This is a genomic window from Pantoea sp. 9140, assembly GCF_000745295.1.
Lineage (GTDB): Bacteria > Pseudomonadota > Gammaproteobacteria > Enterobacterales > Enterobacteriaceae > Pantoea > Pantoea vagans.
In genome coordinates, this window is sequence record NZ_JQNO01000002.1 from 243234 (window position 1) to 258471 (window position 15238).

The 15238-nt window shown below is 54.7% G+C and carries 12 protein-coding genes; 9 read left to right on the forward strand and 3 right to left on the reverse strand.

Annotation, left to right across the window (positions count from 1 at the left end):
* Nucleotides 1-176: 176 nt before the first annotated feature.
* On the reverse strand, nt 177-1295 hold the full coding sequence (locus tag FA92_RS20465; protein ID WP_033784957.1) for an ABC transporter ATP-binding protein: 1119 nt from the start codon (nt 1293-1295) through the stop codon (nt 177-179).
* A gap of 323 nt (nt 1296-1618) precedes the next feature.
* Here FA92_RS20465 and FA92_RS20470 point away from each other — a divergent pair, with 323 nt between their 5' ends.
* The 6 genes from FA92_RS20470 to FA92_RS20495 all read left to right on the forward strand — a co-directional run bounded on the left by FA92_RS20470 (nt 1619) and on the right by FA92_RS20495 (nt 9030).
* Nucleotides 1619-2839, forward strand: coding sequence for an extracellular solute-binding protein (locus FA92_RS20470; RefSeq protein ID WP_033784958.1), 1221 nt, complete (start codon nt 1619-1621; stop codon nt 2837-2839).
* 41 nt (nt 2840-2880) lie between these two features.
* The gene (locus FA92_RS20475; protein WP_033785167.1) at nt 2881-4188 is read left to right on the forward strand and encodes a sugar ABC transporter permease; all 1308 of its coding nucleotides are present in this window, start codon (nt 2881-2883) and stop codon (nt 4186-4188) included.
* A gap of 10 nt (nt 4189-4198) precedes the next feature.
* The gene (locus tag FA92_RS20480; RefSeq protein ID WP_033784959.1) at nt 4199-5050 is read left to right on the forward strand and encodes a sugar ABC transporter permease; all 852 of its coding nucleotides are present in this window, start codon (nt 4199-4201) and stop codon (nt 5048-5050) included.
* Nucleotides 5051-5053: 3 nt separating this feature from the next.
* Nucleotides 5054-6247, forward strand: coding sequence for a glycosyl hydrolase 53 family protein (locus tag FA92_RS20485; RefSeq protein ID WP_033784960.1), 1194 nt, complete (start codon nt 5054-5056; stop codon nt 6245-6247).
* 41 nt (nt 6248-6288) lie between these two features.
* The gene (locus FA92_RS20490) at nt 6289-8352 is read left to right on the forward strand and encodes a beta-galactosidase (protein ID WP_033784961.1); all 2064 of its coding nucleotides are present in this window, start codon (nt 6289-6291) and stop codon (nt 8350-8352) included.
* A gap of 363 nt (nt 8353-8715) precedes the next feature.
* Entirely contained in the window at nt 8716-9030 is a 315-nt protein-coding gene (locus FA92_RS20495) for a glucose PTS transporter subunit EIIB (RefSeq protein WP_033784962.1), read from the forward strand.
* Between the two features lie 107 nt (nt 9031-9137).
* Here the strand turns inward: FA92_RS20495 and FA92_RS20500 are convergent, their stop codons facing one another.
* On the reverse strand, nt 9138-10400 hold the full coding sequence (locus FA92_RS20500; RefSeq protein WP_033784964.1) for a maltoporin: 1263 nt from the start codon (nt 10398-10400) through the stop codon (nt 9138-9140).
* 265 nt (nt 10401-10665) lie between these two features.
* Here FA92_RS20500 and FA92_RS20505 point away from each other — a divergent pair, with 265 nt between their 5' ends.
* Both FA92_RS20505 and FA92_RS20510 read left to right on the forward strand, forming a co-directional pair.
* The gene (locus tag FA92_RS20505; RefSeq protein ID WP_033784965.1) at nt 10666-11736 is read left to right on the forward strand and encodes a LacI family DNA-binding transcriptional regulator; all 1071 of its coding nucleotides are present in this window, start codon (nt 10666-10668) and stop codon (nt 11734-11736) included.
* Nucleotides 11737-11919: 183 nt separating this feature from the next.
* A complete protein-coding gene (locus FA92_RS20510) occupies nt 11920-12246 on the forward strand; it encodes a hypothetical protein (RefSeq protein WP_013196093.1) in 327 nt (108 codons plus the stop codon).
* Between the two features lie 113 nt (nt 12247-12359).
* Here FA92_RS20510 and FA92_RS20515 read toward each other — a convergent pair whose 3' ends face one another.
* Nucleotides 12360-13133 carry a membrane protein gene (locus tag FA92_RS20515; RefSeq protein WP_013196094.1) on the reverse strand — a complete coding sequence of 258 codons (774 nt, stop codon included), beginning with the start codon at nt 13131-13133 and terminating at the stop codon, nt 12360-12362.
* 759 nt (nt 13134-13892) lie between these two features.
* Here FA92_RS20515 and FA92_RS20520 point away from each other — a divergent pair.
* Nucleotides 13893-15140 (forward strand): sensor domain-containing diguanylate cyclase, encoded by a 1248-nt coding sequence (locus FA92_RS20520; protein ID WP_013196097.1) that lies wholly within the window; start codon nt 13893-13895, stop codon nt 15138-15140.
* Nucleotides 15141-15238: the final 98 nt, after the last annotated feature.

Consider the following 15238-nt stretch of genomic DNA (forward strand, 5'->3'; position numbering starts at 1 on the left):
TGAGCCAATCCCTGGCCGCTCGGCCCGCGCCGTCCATGGCGCGGGACGCTTTCCTATTCTGCCCGTGTACCCTGCGCAAATAAGTTATTCGTTGCTGTCAGATTCAGCCTTATTAAAGTTTGTCAGCAGTGTGAGGCCGTTTCCGGCCTCTTGTTACATTCCTCCAGACACTCACTTCAGGCCGCGCGCACTTGTGGCATCGCAATATCTGCGCTGATACGTTTGCCGTCGGCATCAAACACCATGCAGTTGTGCGGATGGAAGCTGGGCCGCAGCGTCTGATAAGGGCGGAAATGCACATCGCCCGGCAGCAGCATCTTAAAGCCATCGTGACCGTGGCTCTGTCCAAACAGATAAGTATTGTTGCCGAGCCGTTCCACGACCTCGCAGTGGAAGTCGATATTCAGAGGCGCATCGCCGTTGATCTGCAACTGTTCCGGCCGGATACCCAGGGTGATCTCATCTCCTGGCTGCAGCTGGCGGATGGGCGAGGGGAGTTGCAGCCGGTGTTCGCCGTCGTTGATCAGGGCGACCAGCCCGCCAGGGCCACACTGCTCCACGCGCGCGGGCAGGAAGTTCATCTTCGGGGAGCCGATAAAGCCCGCGACAAATCGGTTGATTGGATTGTAATAGAGTTCCATCGGCGAACCGACCTGCTCTACCTTGCCGTAGTTCATCACCACAATCTTATCGGCCAGCGTCATCGCTTCCGTCTGATCGTGCGTCACATAAACCATGGTGGTTTTCAGCTCCTGATGAAGCTTAGCGATGTGCAGACGCATATCGACGCGCAACTCTGCATCCAGGTTCGACAATGGCTCATCAAACATAAATACCCGGGGATTACGCACGATGGCGCGACCAATGGCGACACGCTGACGCTGTCCGCCGGAAAGCTGTTTAGGTTTGCGATCCAGCAGGTGCGCCAGCTGCAGCGTCTTCGCCACCATCTCCACCTGATGCTGAATCTGCGCCTTGGGCAGCCCATTCACTTTCAGGCCGTAGCCGATATTCTCCGCCACCGTCATATGGGGATAGAGTGCATAACTCTGGAACACCATCGCCACGCCCCGGTGCGAAGGTGCCACATCATTCATCACCTCATCGGCAATCAGAATCTCACCGTCACTGATCTCTTCCAGCCCGGCAATCAGCCGCAATAGCGTGGATTTTCCGCAGCCTGATGGACCGACGAATACTGCAAACTCACCAGCTTCAATATCAAGTGCGATATTTTTCAGCGTTTCTGTTTTACCAAAGCGTTTGGTGACATTTCTCAATCTGATGCTGGACATGCTGAACCTCATGGCAAGGAATTTGATGGCTGAAATGTAAGACGTATAACAGTGGGGCGGTTTCCACGTCAGCCCTTATGGTGCCTGCGTTGACTATAACGTTCCGTCAGGGCACACCCTATCGCTGTTTTTGATTTCTGTAATACCGATCACACATTGGTGCGAACGGGCTGGAGCACGTTACGCATTCCGCGTAGCGTATGGCGAAAATGCGATACGTTATTCACGTTTTATATGACTGATGAACCCTGTTCAGCATGTGTCTGAAAAAAGAACAACAGCAAATGACAGTTAAAATGTCATACCTTCACACGAGGCCGGTAATGAAAATCAAAATCAGCGTTACGCTACTTCTGTCAGCCATGATGCTTAATCAATCCGTCTGGGCCGCTCAGCAACTCACCGTCTGGGAAGACATTAAAAAATCGGACGGCATCAAAACGGCGATCGCCGATTTTCAGAAACAGTACGGCGTTGAAGTGAAAGTGCAGGAGATGCCCTTTGCGCAGCAGATTGAGAAGCTGCGTCTGGATGGTCCGGCAGGTATCGGCCCGGATGTGCTGGTGATCCCCAACGACCAGCTCGGCAGTGCGGTGGTGCAGGGCTTGCTGGCTCCGCTGAAAATCGATGCGTCAGAGCAGAGCGCTTATACGCCTTCGGCGATGGCCGCGTTCACACAGAATAACGTGGTCTACGGGGTGCCTAAGGCAGTTGAAACCCTGGTGCTGATCTACAACAAAGATCTGCTGCCCGCGCCGCTGAAAACCCTGGATGAGTATCGCGCGTTCTCGCAAAAGCAGCGCGAGGCAAAACAGTATGGCCTGCTGGCGAAGTTCGACCAGATTTACTACAGCTGGGGCGTGATGGCACCAATGGGATCTTACATTTTTGGTAAAGACGCAAAAGGCGGGATTAACACTCAGGATATCGGGCTGAACACCCCAGGCAGCGTGGAGGCGGTGACGTACCTTAAGCGCTTCTTCAGCGAAGGATTGCTGCCTGGCGGCATCATGGGCGACAACGGCCTTAACGCTATCGACTCGCTGTTTACCGAGAAGAAAGCGGCGGCGGTGATCAACGGGCCGTGGGCGTTCCAGCCTTATCAGGCGGCCGGGATCAACTATGGCGTGGCACCCCTGCCGCTGCTGCCAAATGGCAAGCCGATGAGCTCCTTCCTGGGCGTTAAAGGCTATGTGGTATCGACCTGGAGCAAAAATCAGGTGCTGGCACAGAAGTTCCTTACCTTTATCAACCAGCCGCAGTACGTGAAAGCGCGTTATCAGAAAAACCAGGAGATCCCACCGGTTATTGCGCTGATGAACGATCCGATTATCAAAGATGATGAGAAAGCCAACGCAGTGGCAGTACAGGCGGCGCGAGCCTCGGCCATGCCGGGTGTGCCAGAGATGCAGGAAGTGTGGGGCCCGGCCAATGCGGCGCTGGAGCTGAGCGTTTCCGGCAAGCAGGAGCCAAAAGCGGCGCTGGATAACGCGGTGAAACAGATCACCATGCAGATTGAAGCGATGCAGGCCAGCAACCAGTAATGCCGGTTCACGGGATAACCGTACAGGATAAGGATCAGAGTGTGGCTATATCTTCCGATGAACATCTGGTGACCGCTAAGCGTCCGCGTCGTCATGCGATGACCGGTGCGTTGCTGGCACTGCTGCCTGGCTTCGGCCAGTTTTATCACCGCCAGTGGGCGAAAGGCCTGTGCTTTCTGATTCTGCTCAGCAGTTTTACCGGCATCTTCCACGATTTTCTGCGTGTAGGATTCTGGGGGCTCTACACGCTGGGTGAATCGATGCCGCGCGATAATTCCATTTTCCTGCTGGCGGAGGGAATTATCAGCGTGCTGATCGCCGCCTTCGGCGTGGCGGTCTGGGGATTGTCGGTGCGCGATGCCTGGGTCAATGGCGTTAAGCGCGACAGGGGGCAACCGCTTAACAGCGTGCGCCAGCAGTATCAGCTGCTGCTGCGCGACGGCTTCCCCTACCTGATGATTTCGCCAGGCTTTATTCTGCTGGTTTTCGTGGTGGTGTTTCCGATTCTGTTTGGTTTTGCCATCGCCTTCACCAACTACAACCTCTATCACACGCCGCCGGCGAAACTGGTGGACTGGGTAGGATTCAAAAACTTTATCAACATTTTCACGCTGTCGATCTGGCGCTCCACCTTCTTCGATGTGCTGCAATGGACGGTGGTCTGGACGCTGCTGGCGACCACGCTGCAGTGCACCGTCGGCGTGATGCTGGCGATTCTGGTCAATCAGAAAGACCTGCGCTTTAAACCGCTGATCCGCACCATCTTTATCCTGCCGTGGGCGGTGCCGGGTTTTGTCACCATTCTGGTGTTTGCCGGGATGTTCAACGACAGCTTTGGAGTGATCAACAACGCTATTCTCGACTTCTTTGGCATCGCACCGAAAGCCTGGATGACCGATCCGTTCTGGACCAAAACTGCGCTGATTATGATGCAGACCTGGCTCGGCTTCCCGTTTGTCTTTGCGATGACGACCGGGGTGCTGCAGGCGATCCCGGACGATCTCTATGAGGCGGCAATCATGGATGGCGCCAGCGCCTGGACGCGGCTGAAAACCATCACGCTGCCGCTGGTGCTCTACGCCATTGCGCCGATCATTATCACGCAATACACCTTCAACTTTAACAATTTCAATATCATTTATCTGTTTAACAACGGCGGTCCGGCGGTGGCGGGATCGAATGCCGGAGGCACCGATATCCTGGTGTCATGGATCTACAAGCTCACCATGTCGTCGTCGCAATATGCTATCGCCGCCACGATCACCATTCTGCTGTCGATTTTCGTGGTAGGTCTGGCGCTGTGGCAGTTCCGCGCGACCCGGTCGTTTAAACAAGATGAGATGGCGTAAGGGAGCAGTTATGGCGAAGTCCGGCAGTATTAAACGCGAAAGGTGGATACGCCTGTCGCTGACCTGGCTGGTGGTGCTGGCCGTCTCGACCATCATCATTTATCCGCTGGTCTGGACGGTGGGGGCATCACTGAATGCGGGCAACAGTCTGCTCAGCAGTTCGATCATTCCCGAGAATGCGTCGCTTCAGCATTATCGCGACCTGTTCAACGGCACGGTGCCTTACCTGACCTGGTACTGGAATTCGATGAAAATCAGTTTCCTGACCATGGTGCTGACGCTCATCAGCGTCAGCTGTACCGCCTATGCCTTTTCCCGCTTTCGGTTTAGGGGACGGCAGAACGGACTGATGCTGTTTCTGCTGCTGCAGATGATCCCGCAGTTTTCGGCGCTGATCGCGATCTTCGTCCTGTCGCAGCTGCTGGGATTAATCAACAGCCACCTGGCGCTGGTGCTGATCTATGTTGGCGGGATGATCCCGATGAACACCTATCTGATGAAGGGCTATCTCGATTCGATTCCCAAAGATCTGGATGAGTCAGCGCGCATGGATGGCGCGGGCAACTTCCGCATCTTTGTTGAGATCATCATGCCGCTGTCGAAGCCGATTCTGGCGGTCGTTGCGCTGTTCTCATTCACGGGGCCGCTGGGCGATTTCATTCTCTCCAGCACCATTCTGCGCACGCCGGAACAGTTCACGCTGCCGATTGGCCTCTACAACCTGGTGTCGCAAAAAATGGGAGCCAGTTACACCACCTATGCGGCCGGAGCCGTGCTGATCGCTGTGCCGGTAGCCGTGTTCTATCTGGCTCTGCAGAAATACTTCGTCTCCGGCCTGGCTTCAGGCAGTACTAAAGGATAAATCATGACGCCCAAAACATTGATTCTCGCCCTGGCGCTGGCCTGGGCGACGCCGCTGCTCGCCGCCGATCAGCCTGTCATCGCCTCTGCCGGGCCGTGGCCCGCCGATTTTATCAAAGGTGCGGACATCTCCTCACTGGCAGAGCTCGAGAAGCAGGGCGCGAAATTCTACAACGCGGATAATCAGCAGCAGGATGCTATCGCCATTCTGAAAGCCAGCGGCATCAACACTATCCGGCTGCGGTTATGGGTCGATCCCACAGACGGCAGCGGTCACACCTACGGCGGTGGCGGCAACGATCTGGCGACTACGCTGGCGCTGGCGAAGCGGGTTAAAGCGGCGGGACTGAAGCTGCTGCTGGATATCCATTACAGCGATTTCTGGACCGATCCCGGCAAGCAGTTCAAGCCCAAAGCCTGGCAGTCGCTGACTTTTCCGCAGCTGGAAACGCGGGTGCATGACTATACCCGCGACACTATCGCCCGTTTTAAAGCGGAAGGGGTGCTGCCGGATATCGTGCAGATTGGCAACGAGCTTAATGGCGGCATGCTCTGGCCGGAAGGCAAGAGCTGGGGCCAGAACGGCGGCGAATTTGATCGGCTGGCGGGCCTGCTCAAGGCGGGCATCAGCGGGTTGCGCGAAAACCTCAGCGATCCGCATCAGGTGAAGATCATGCTGCATCTGGCTGAGGGTACTAAAAACGATACCTTCCGCTGGTGGTTCGATGAAATCGTTAAGCGTGATGTGCCGTTCGATGTGATTGGCCTGTCGATGTACACCTACTGGAACGGCCCCATCAGCGCCCTGAAAGCCAACATGGATGATATCTCCCGGCGCTATGACAAAGACGTGATGGTGGTGGAAGCGGCCTATGGTTACACGCTGGAAAACTGTGACAACGCCGAGAACAGTTTCCAGGCAAAAGAGCAGCAGGCAGGCGGCTATCCCGGCACGGTCGCGGGGCAGGCGGCCTATCTGCATGACCTCATTAAAGCGGTGCTGGCGGTGCCGGACCATCGCGGCAAGGGCGTGGTCTACTGGGAACCGGCGTGGATCCCCGCGCCCGGTAATACCTGGGCTACGCCCGCCGGCATGAAATATATCCACGACGAATGGAAACAGGGTAACGCCCGCGAGAACCAGGCGCTGTTTGACTGTCACGGCAAGGCGCTGCCCTCGCTACAGGTTTTTCATTAACTATCAGCATTAACGCTGATCTCTTCCTCTGAGGAACAGGTATGAATAAATTTCCCCCGCTGAGCGCCCGGGTTAACCGGCTGCTGCATGGTGCTGACTACAATCCGGAACAGTGGGCGCACCAGCCGGGCATTATTGATGACGACGTCGCGATGATGAAGCAGGCGAACTGTAACGTGATGTCAGTGGGTATTTTCAGCTGGGCGAAGCTGGAGCCGGAAGAGGGGCGCTATGAGTTTGGCTGGCTGGATGAGGTGATCGATACGTTGTGGCTGCAGGGGATTTCCGTGTTTCTCGCCACACCGAGCGGGGCCAGGCCTGCCTGGATGTCGCAGGCGTATCCGGAGGTGTTGCGCGTGGGGCGCGATCGCGTTCATGCACTGCACGGTGGCCGTCATAACCACTGTATGACCTCGCCGGTTTATCGCCAGAAAGTGCAGGCGATGAATAGCCGCCTGGCCGCGCGTTACGCGCATCATCCGGCGGTGGTCGGCTGGCATATCTCAAATGAGTATGGTGGTGAGTGTCATTGCGATCGCTGTCAGCAGGCCTTTCGCGGCTGGCTGCAGCGTCGCTATGAGACGCTGGAGAAGCTGAATCTCGCCTGGTGGAGTGATTTCTGGAGTCATACCTACACAGAGTGGTTACAGATTGCGTCGCCTGCTCCGCAGGGCGAAATGTCGATTCATGGTCTGAATCTGGACTGGCGGCGGTTTATGACCGATCAGGTCACTGACTTCTGTCGGGAGGAGATTAAGCCGCTGAAACAGGCGAATCCCGATCTGCCCGCGACCACCAATTTCATGGAGTATTTCTACGACTACGATTACTGGAAGCTGGCACCGGCGCTCGATTTTATCTCCTGGGACAGCTACCCGATGTGGCACAACGAGAAGGATGAGACCACGCTCGCCTGTTACACCGCGATGTACCACGATTTGATGCGCACCCTGAAGCAGGGTAAACCGTTTGTATTGATGGAATCGACGCCGGGCTCAACGAACTGGCAGCCAACCAGTAAGCTGAAGAAGCCGGGGATGCATATTCTCTCTTCACTGCAGGCAGTGGCGCATGGTGCGGACGCGGTGCAGTATTTCCAGTGGCGCAAGAGTCGGGGGTCGGTCGAGAAGTTTCACGGTGCGGTGGTCGATCATGTCGGTCATATTGATACGCGAACCGGGCGTGAAGTGAGTGAGCTGGGCCGGATGCTGGCAGCGATGACGCCGGTGATGGGCAGTCGGGTTGAGGCGCGCGTTGCGATTATTTTCGACTGGGAGAGTCGCTGGGCGATGGATAATGCGCAGGGTCCACGCAATCTTGGTCTGCATTATGAGCGTACGGTAAACGAGCACTACCGTGCTTTCTGGGAACAGGGCGTTGCGGTAGATGTGATTAACGGCGATAGCGATCTCAGCGGTTACGATCTGGTGATAGCGCCGATGCTCTATATGGTGCGCGGCGGTTTTGCCGCGCGAGCAGGAGCGCATGTTGAGCGGGGCGGGCATTTCGTGGCCAGCTACTGGAGCGGCATCGTGAATGAGAGCGATCTCTGTTATCTGGGAGGATTCCCGGGTCCGCTGCGGCCGCTGCTCGGCATCTGGTCAGAAGAGATTGACAGTCTGACCGATGGGGAGTGTAACGGCGTGCGCGGGGTGCGCGGCAATGAGCTGGGTCTGAGTGGGCCATATCAGGCGCGGGAGCTTTGCGAGCATATTCATCTGGAAGGGGCCACGGCGCTGGCCAGCTACGAGAGTGATTTTTATGCCGGAACCTCTGCGGTGACGGTGAATCGGGTCGGTGAGGGTAAAGCCTGGTATATCGCGTCGCGTAATGATCTGCCGTTCCATCGGGATTTTTATGGTGCGCTGATTAAGCAGCTGGGATTGCCGCGTGCGCTGGCGACTGAGCTGCCGCCAGGCGTGGTGGTACAACGCCGTACTGATGGTGAGCAGGCTTTTCTGTTTGTGCAGAACTTTACGGGGCAGGCGCAGCAGGTGTCGTTGCCTGCCGGGTTAAGGGATTTAATCGATGGCTCGGGTGTAGGGGGAACGCTGATGCTGGGGCCGTGGGGATGTCGGGTTTTGAGTGTGCTTCTGGAGCAATGATGAGCGCTGGCTCAGGGGGGATGTTGGCGCTTTCTGGCAGTCTGAGCACATGCTCAGGGGGCATATGCCTTCCGCAAAGGCGCAAAAGATGGCATCCCTGCCCGCTCAGTACGGGCCGTCTCTGGCCCGTGATGCTTTGCTACAGGCATATGCCCCCATCGCTTTTGAGACCGGGCATTGTCTGTAGGAATAGCTGGGTTTTACTGTTGATGTAGGGCAGGTTTTTTTTGAGCCTGATTGCAGGATGGGTGCAGGAAGCGTGTATATTCAGTGAGCAGTCCCGGGCATGTATCCCGCGTTTTCGTTTATCAGTGGTGAGTGGCGGGCAGCAGCCCGCCTTTTTATTATCTGAAGGAGAACAACATGGTGAGTCTGAAATCATTTAAGCAATATTTCAGTCGGCAGCAGCTGACGGTGGAAGAGCTTGAGGTAGACAGCGCGCTACTGGAGCGTCTGGTGAACTGTTTTGGCGGGCGTGACAATATTCAGCAGGTGGATGCCTGTTTAACGCGGCTGCGGGTAAAGGTGACGTCGCTGAAGGCGGTAGATACGGCGGGATTACAGAAGGCAGGCGCGATTGGCGTGGTGATCCTGGGGCATGAGGTGCATGCGATCTTTGGTAAGCAGTCTGACCAGCTGCGTCAGCTGCTGGAAGAACGTTTCTTTAAACCGGAGTAACAGCCGCCAGTGAAATACGAATAAAAAAAATGGATAACCATCGCCGGTTATCCAAATAAGCCCCTGCATAAGAGCTTAGCAACGATCACAATGAGGAGACTGCTCGATTACCACCAGGCTTCGACCTGTACGCCGAAGTTCCAGGTGTTATTACTGGTGTTGTCTTTGAAGCTGTGTCCATCTTCTGAGTCATTCAGGTAAGAGGCAAACAGACGCAGTTCCGGACGTGACATAAATTCAGGACCGGCTGCCAGGCCCAGGGCCAGCGTATATTTCTGACCCGCCTGTTTGTAGTAGCTGCCCACCTTATTCTCATCTTTTTGCCAGAAGCTGCCGACTTCGCCGATGCCGCGAACATACTGCGTAAACTGATACTGACCACGACCCACCAGCGACAGCAGGGTGCTTTTGCTGGTCTGCGCGGTGATATCGTCCGCCGATCCCCAGGTAAAGACCTGATTCAGGGAGAACTTATCGGTGATTGGGAGCAGACCGGTGTTAATCACGCGGTAGCCAGTGGCGTTTTGAGTATCATTCCACATGTCATACCAGCCGCCGCCCTGCGAAATCATGTTCTGCGCCAGACCTTTGTTGGCGTACTGGAACACCAGCTTCTGGTAGCCGCCCCACATGTCCTGACTGATTTCACTGGTGAGCATGACGCCGTTATCTGCGTCATACAGGCCACCATATTCTTTCTGTTTGTTGGTGGTGTTTGGCATGGCGTAATCGATACCAAATTCGGTCCAGGCACCGTTCCAGGGTTTCCAGCCGGCATAGCGAAGATCGAGGTAGTTAATGTTGACGTCGTTGTCGCCATCGACACGGTAATCCACGTCATTCGCATCGCCACGAATCCAGGCAAAGGAGATAGCGCCCGGACCGAGCGTGTAGTTTTCGATACCGGCACCTGATCCCGAGATGTTCCAGTACTTGGTATCAATGATGTGCAGATCGTGACGCTGATAGTAGCGTTTACCGCCCCAGATCACCGCATCTTTATCACCCGGTACCAGTCCTTTGATCTGCAGGTTGAGCTGACGCAGGCCAAACTGCGCATCATCGCCGAAGGTGGTTTCGTTATCGTTTGAGCCGTCGGAGAACATACTGACCATGGTGTCGACGTAAAAACTGACATCATCCTTTTTGTAGACTTCGCTGCCCAGCTCAACCTCGCCATAAGTGTCGGCTTCATTGCCGAGACGTCCAACCTTGTTCTTTTGATACTCCTCAATACCGCCATCCTGTGAGACGCCCACGCCACCACGTAGATAGCCATGGAAATCGATGTTGTCGATGGCGGCATAGAGCGTCGGGGAGGTCAGGGCCGCAGCAAGCGCCACAGCAGCAGTACGTAACCTTGTTTCCATGTTATCCTCAATTTTATTTGTAATACGTTCACATGACAGCGGCAGTAAACGCCTTTTGTCGGATGAGTGACAAATAAAATCGCGATAATGTGTGATGCACTGCAAATAAAGTGACGCAATCTGTAACGATTAGTGAATCAGATCACCAAATTTCACAATGTGAAGGTATTACTTTTGCTTTTTATTCGCGCAATGTGACTGCAGTAGTCTGGCTGACATCAGGGCTGTGATAACATTCCGCCATCGGTAATCAGGGATGCGAATTATGAAATCAAAAAATGCCACCTTAGAGGATGTCGCCCGTCATGCTGGCGTGTCGTATCAGACGGTATCAAGGGTTCTGAATAAGTCAGCAAACGTCTCGGAATCAACGCGTCGCAAGGTGGAACACGCAATTGAGACGCTGCGCTACGTGCCTAACCGGCTGGCGCAGCAGCTGGTGGGCAAGCAGAGCACAACACTGGGTCTGGTAACGACGTCGCTGGCATTGCATGCGCCCTCCCAGGTGGCCGCTGCGGTTAAACGTTATGCGAATGCTGCGGACTACCAGGTGCTGATCGCGATGATTAATGAGAACGTCAATCAAAGTTTGCAGGATTGCATCAATGAGCTGAAGTCTCAGCGGGTAGATAAAGTGATCATCAATGTCCCGCTGGAGAGCAGCGCTGCTGAGCAGGTTGTGCAGGAGAACGACGATATTCTCTGTCTGTTCCTTGATGTTGATCCCTACAGCGCAGTGTTTAACGTTTCGTTTAACCCGGCTGATGGCACACGTGCCAGCGTTAAATATCTCTATGAGCAGGGGCATCGCGAGTTTGCACTACTGGCGGGTCCTGAGCAGTCGGTCTCCGCCAGGCTGCGCTTAAAGAGCTGGCTCGACACGCTGGAAAGCTACCGTCTGAAGCCGGTCAGCATCAGCCACGGTAACTGGGATGCGCAGAGTGGTTATAATGGCGTGCTGCAACTGCTGCGTGAAGCACCGGAGTTCAGTGCACTGCTGGTGGGCAACGATCAGATGGCGCTGGGTGTGCTGAGTGCGCTGCATCAGCGCGGTGTGGCGGTGCCTGGGCAGATTTCGGTGATTGGCTATGATGACACCTATGAAAGTGCCTTTTTCCATCCGGCGCTGACCACGGTGTCGCTGGATCTCGATTTGCAGGGCAAAGAGGCGGTTGCGCGTCTGTTACTGGCCAGTGAGCAGGATGAGCAGCGTTCCTCCTCAATTCTGCCGGCAAAGCTGGTGGTGCGCAGCTCGACCGGTATCGCCGGACAACAGCAGCGAGATTTAAAGCAGATTGCAGAACAACTACGGCTGATTGCCAGCCGGCTTGAGTAGCAGGGGCCAGACAAAGATAAAAAAGCATAACAACACACCGCTGCTATGCTCAGATCAGGATAACGCTTCTGAATGTCAGAAAAATTACCCATTGCCTGAGCTGGTCGGTAAACGGGCATTTTTATTACCTGTAAGCCAGCCGGCATGCTCAGCCCGATTCCTCTCCATCCAGGATGTGACACTATGCTGTGGCTTGAACAGGGACTTTACCTCAGGATCGAAGAATTAGCGCATGGCCCCCGGCCGCTGCCGCTTTCCAGTGGCTTTACCCCGCAGACCGCTTATCGCGCGCTGGGCTGCTTTAACCCCTCTGAAACCTCGGATGCTTATTACATTCTTTCAAATGACCGCGACGAAATCTGGTTTATCTGCAACCGGCATCTTAGAACCGTTTTTCTTGATGCCAGCAACACGGCATTTCGGGTGAAAATGCAGGAGCCAGCAGAAAGTCTGCCCGTCCTCTCTGCTGCACATGAAGGGCGTATCGTTTCCATCGAGCGGCCAGCCTGATTTAACAGCCTGCGCGGACGATCACAGATCAGATAATAAAAAAGCCGCCATCACTGGCGGCCCTGACTACGTTTAAGAATAAGTGTGACCTGTAATTCTTCCTATAGCGCTTTTTAATTCGCGGTGGCGGTCTTCATTGCCGGGCGCTGTGGCAGGACCACCAGAAAAGCGATGATGATCAGTGCCAGCGTCAGCGAGGCGCCATAGCGGCTCAGTGCGAGTCCGCCCGAAGCAAGGGGTTTATCCAGGAAGTCACCGACAACGGCACCCAGTGGCCGGGTCAGGATAAAGGCTGCCCAGAACAGCGCGGTGCGTGACAGGGAGGTAAAGCGACTTGCCGCCCAGATGATCGCCAACGCGCCGACAAACAGCAGGATCCCGCCATCGTAACCCAGGCCTTCGCTGTCTGCCGTCCAGTCACCCAATGCGGTGCCCAGTGTCTGAGAAAACATAATGGTGACCCAGTAAAAACTCTCAGTAACACCGTTGCTTACCGAACTCACTGCAACCGTTCCACAGGTCATTTTCCAGAGGAAAAGAGAGAGGATCAGCAGAGTGCTCAGCAGCAGCGTACCGCCCAGATAACCAATGTTCAGTGAGCGATCGGCAAAGTCTGCCATCGTTGTACCGACGGTGGTCGTTGCCACGACGGTGAACCAGTAGATCCATTTATTGAAGCTGTTGCGATTGATCTGCACCACGACAGCGACCAGAAAGATAATGGCGAAAATCAGTGTTCCGGTCAGGTAACCGAGATTCATCGACATCGTCACCGCATCGCCGCCGGTTTCACCCAGGGTAGTCGCAGCGATTTTGGTCAACCAGAACGCCGCGGTAACGGCCGGCACTTTACTCAGAGCGTGAGAAGCTGTGTTGTTATTTTGCATAGGGTGATACTCCGGAAAAGCCCAACATGGGCTAATACAGCGGGGATGTTATAGGATTATTCTTAAGGAAAGATTAAGCTGGAGGCGAGTCGAGAGAAATTTTTGATGGGCTTTTTACTGCTGCTCTGAGAATAGAAATGCGCCACGATGTGCAGTTTTTTTACAGGCTAAGCGCCATTATTATTCTGTTTTAAAGGCGTTTTTATACATCTTTCCTGCTATTAAATCGTCACAGCCCTGAAGGAATTTTCAGAATGGCTCAGATGGCTCTCTCTGTCAGCACATCATCTATGAGTAAAAAAATTAACAAATTGTGAGGCGCAATTAATTGACAGCATCATAGCCTTTTTCGGCCCGGCTATTTTTTCCCCGTCATTCAGCCAGCGGGAATGTTATCACTGAGCGCCCCCCAAAACCCGCAGGGCTTTACTGAAGCAGCGATGTTCAGCCGGTTTCATGGTTCACAGCCCTCAGACAATATGCTGTGATTAAAGATTATGCCCCGATGAGCCGATATAAACAGGCTAATACTTCTGATACTGCAGCCTGACAGCTTTGCGTAATGCCACAGGAGAGGGCACCTCAGAAACCGCTGCCGGAAAGGCCTCAGTTTCCGCCAGCATTTATCACGGCCCGCAATACTGAACCTTTATGCATAGCCTCCCTCAGCTACAGGCAGGCATTAACGGTTATAATCAGGTCTGTAGCGACGTGTATTGAACTTATTTAAAATCGTCAGCAACGTCGGAGCCGGCCGCCATGAACCCAATGATCAAACCTTCTTTTACCGCTGTTTGGTCTACGGATGCCCAGGGGATCTGCATCGCCAGTCAGGAAACTCCTGCGGGTCTGATGCCTGAACTTAAGGGCGTGACGCTGAGTTCATGGCTAAGTCTGGCGCAGGCTGACGACGATGCAAAGATCGCGCTGCAGCTGACTGCAGCCCTGGAATTGCTGACGCCTTTCCATATTGAAGTGCCGATCCATTGTCTGGATGGCAAGACGCGTCGGGTCCTTGTTTCCGGCCTGCCGGATTGCCAGCCTGGCACCTCCCATCTGCAGTACAACGGCTTTATTCTGGATGTGACCGGGCAGCGTAAAGCCCTGGAAGATGCGCTGCGCACGGCGGCGGAATATCGCCTTCTGATTGAAAACAGTACCGATCTGATTGCCCATTGTGACGCGGAAGGCAGATACGTATCAATTTCTCCCTCTTACAGCGAAATCATAGGCTGGACCACCGAAGAGGTTGTGGGGCAACTGGTGGTGGATTTCCTGCACCCGGATGACCGCGAATTAGCCACCGAAGCGCTGGGATGTATCTTCAGCGGCGGGGTACTGCCGGATGTTGTTGAGGTGCGCAAACTGCATCGCGACGGCCATTACATCTCACTGGGTACCAAAGCCTGTGGCGTCATCAATCCTAATTCAGGAAAAAATATTGGTGCCGTGCTGGTATCGCGCGATATCACGCGGGACAAAGAACGGATGCGTAATCTTGAGAAGCTGGCAACCCTGGACACGCTGACCGGGCTGCACAATCGTGCCTGGATTAACGAGAAGGTGGGATTCATGCTGGCGCAGGCAGACGATCAGGCGTATACCACGGTGATGTTTATCGATTTGAATGGGTTCAAGGCGGTGAACGACCTGATGGGTCACGCGACTGGCGATGCCCTGCTGCAACAGGTCAGTGAACGGCTGCGACACTGTATGCGTCCGGGCGATTCAGTGGCGCGTCTGGGTGGCGATGAGTTTGTCGTGGCTGCTAAATGCAGCAATCACGAAGCCGCATCCGCGATTGCCCTGCGGATTATTGACAGTCTGCAGGCACCTTTCGCCATCGATAATATGGATGTTCGTATTGGCGCGGCGATTGGTATCAGCCTTGCCCGCTTCGGGACAGCAACGGCCAAAATGTTATTCGAAAACGCAGATAAGGCGATGTACCAGGCTAAAGCACGACGTGATGGTTCTTATCAGTTTTTTGAGCCAGCAGCGGAGTAGCCGTTGTATATGATGGCGGGTCTCCGCTTTCACTCCTGTCAGGCTTATCCTGAACTTATCTGCTCATCACCCTGCGCTATCATACAGGAACGGTGCTC

Coding starts and splice junctions, on each gene's coding strand:
- FA92_RS20465 (WP_033784957.1), bottom strand. CDS start 1,295: ATGTCCAGCATCAGATTGAGAAATGTCACCAAACGCTTTGGTAAAACA.
- FA92_RS20470 (WP_033784958.1), top strand. CDS start 1,619: ATGAAAATCAAAATCAGCGTTACGCTACTTCTGTCAGCCATGATGCTT.
- FA92_RS20480 (WP_033784959.1), top strand. CDS start 4,199: ATGGCGAAGTCCGGCAGTATTAAACGCGAAAGGTGGATACGCCTGTCG.
- FA92_RS20485 (WP_033784960.1), top strand. CDS start 5,054: ATGACGCCCAAAACATTGATTCTCGCCCTGGCGCTGGCCTGGGCGACG.
- FA92_RS20490 (WP_033784961.1), top strand. CDS start 6,289: ATGAATAAATTTCCCCCGCTGAGCGCCCGGGTTAACCGGCTGCTGCAT.
- FA92_RS20495 (WP_033784962.1), top strand. CDS start 8,716: ATGGTGAGTCTGAAATCATTTAAGCAATATTTCAGTCGGCAGCAGCTG.
- FA92_RS20500 (WP_033784964.1), bottom strand. CDS start 10,400: ATGGAAACAAGGTTACGTACTGCTGCTGTGGCGCTTGCTGCGGCCCTG.
- FA92_RS20505 (WP_033784965.1), top strand. CDS start 10,666: ATGAAATCAAAAAATGCCACCTTAGAGGATGTCGCCCGTCATGCTGGC.
- FA92_RS20510 (WP_013196093.1), top strand. CDS start 11,920: ATGCTGTGGCTTGAACAGGGACTTTACCTCAGGATCGAAGAATTAGCG.
- FA92_RS20515 (WP_013196094.1), bottom strand. CDS start 13,133: ATGCAAAATAACAACACAGCTTCTCACGCTCTGAGTAAAGTGCCGGCC.
- FA92_RS20520 (WP_013196097.1), top strand. CDS start 13,893: ATGAACCCAATGATCAAACCTTCTTTTACCGCTGTTTGGTCTACGGAT.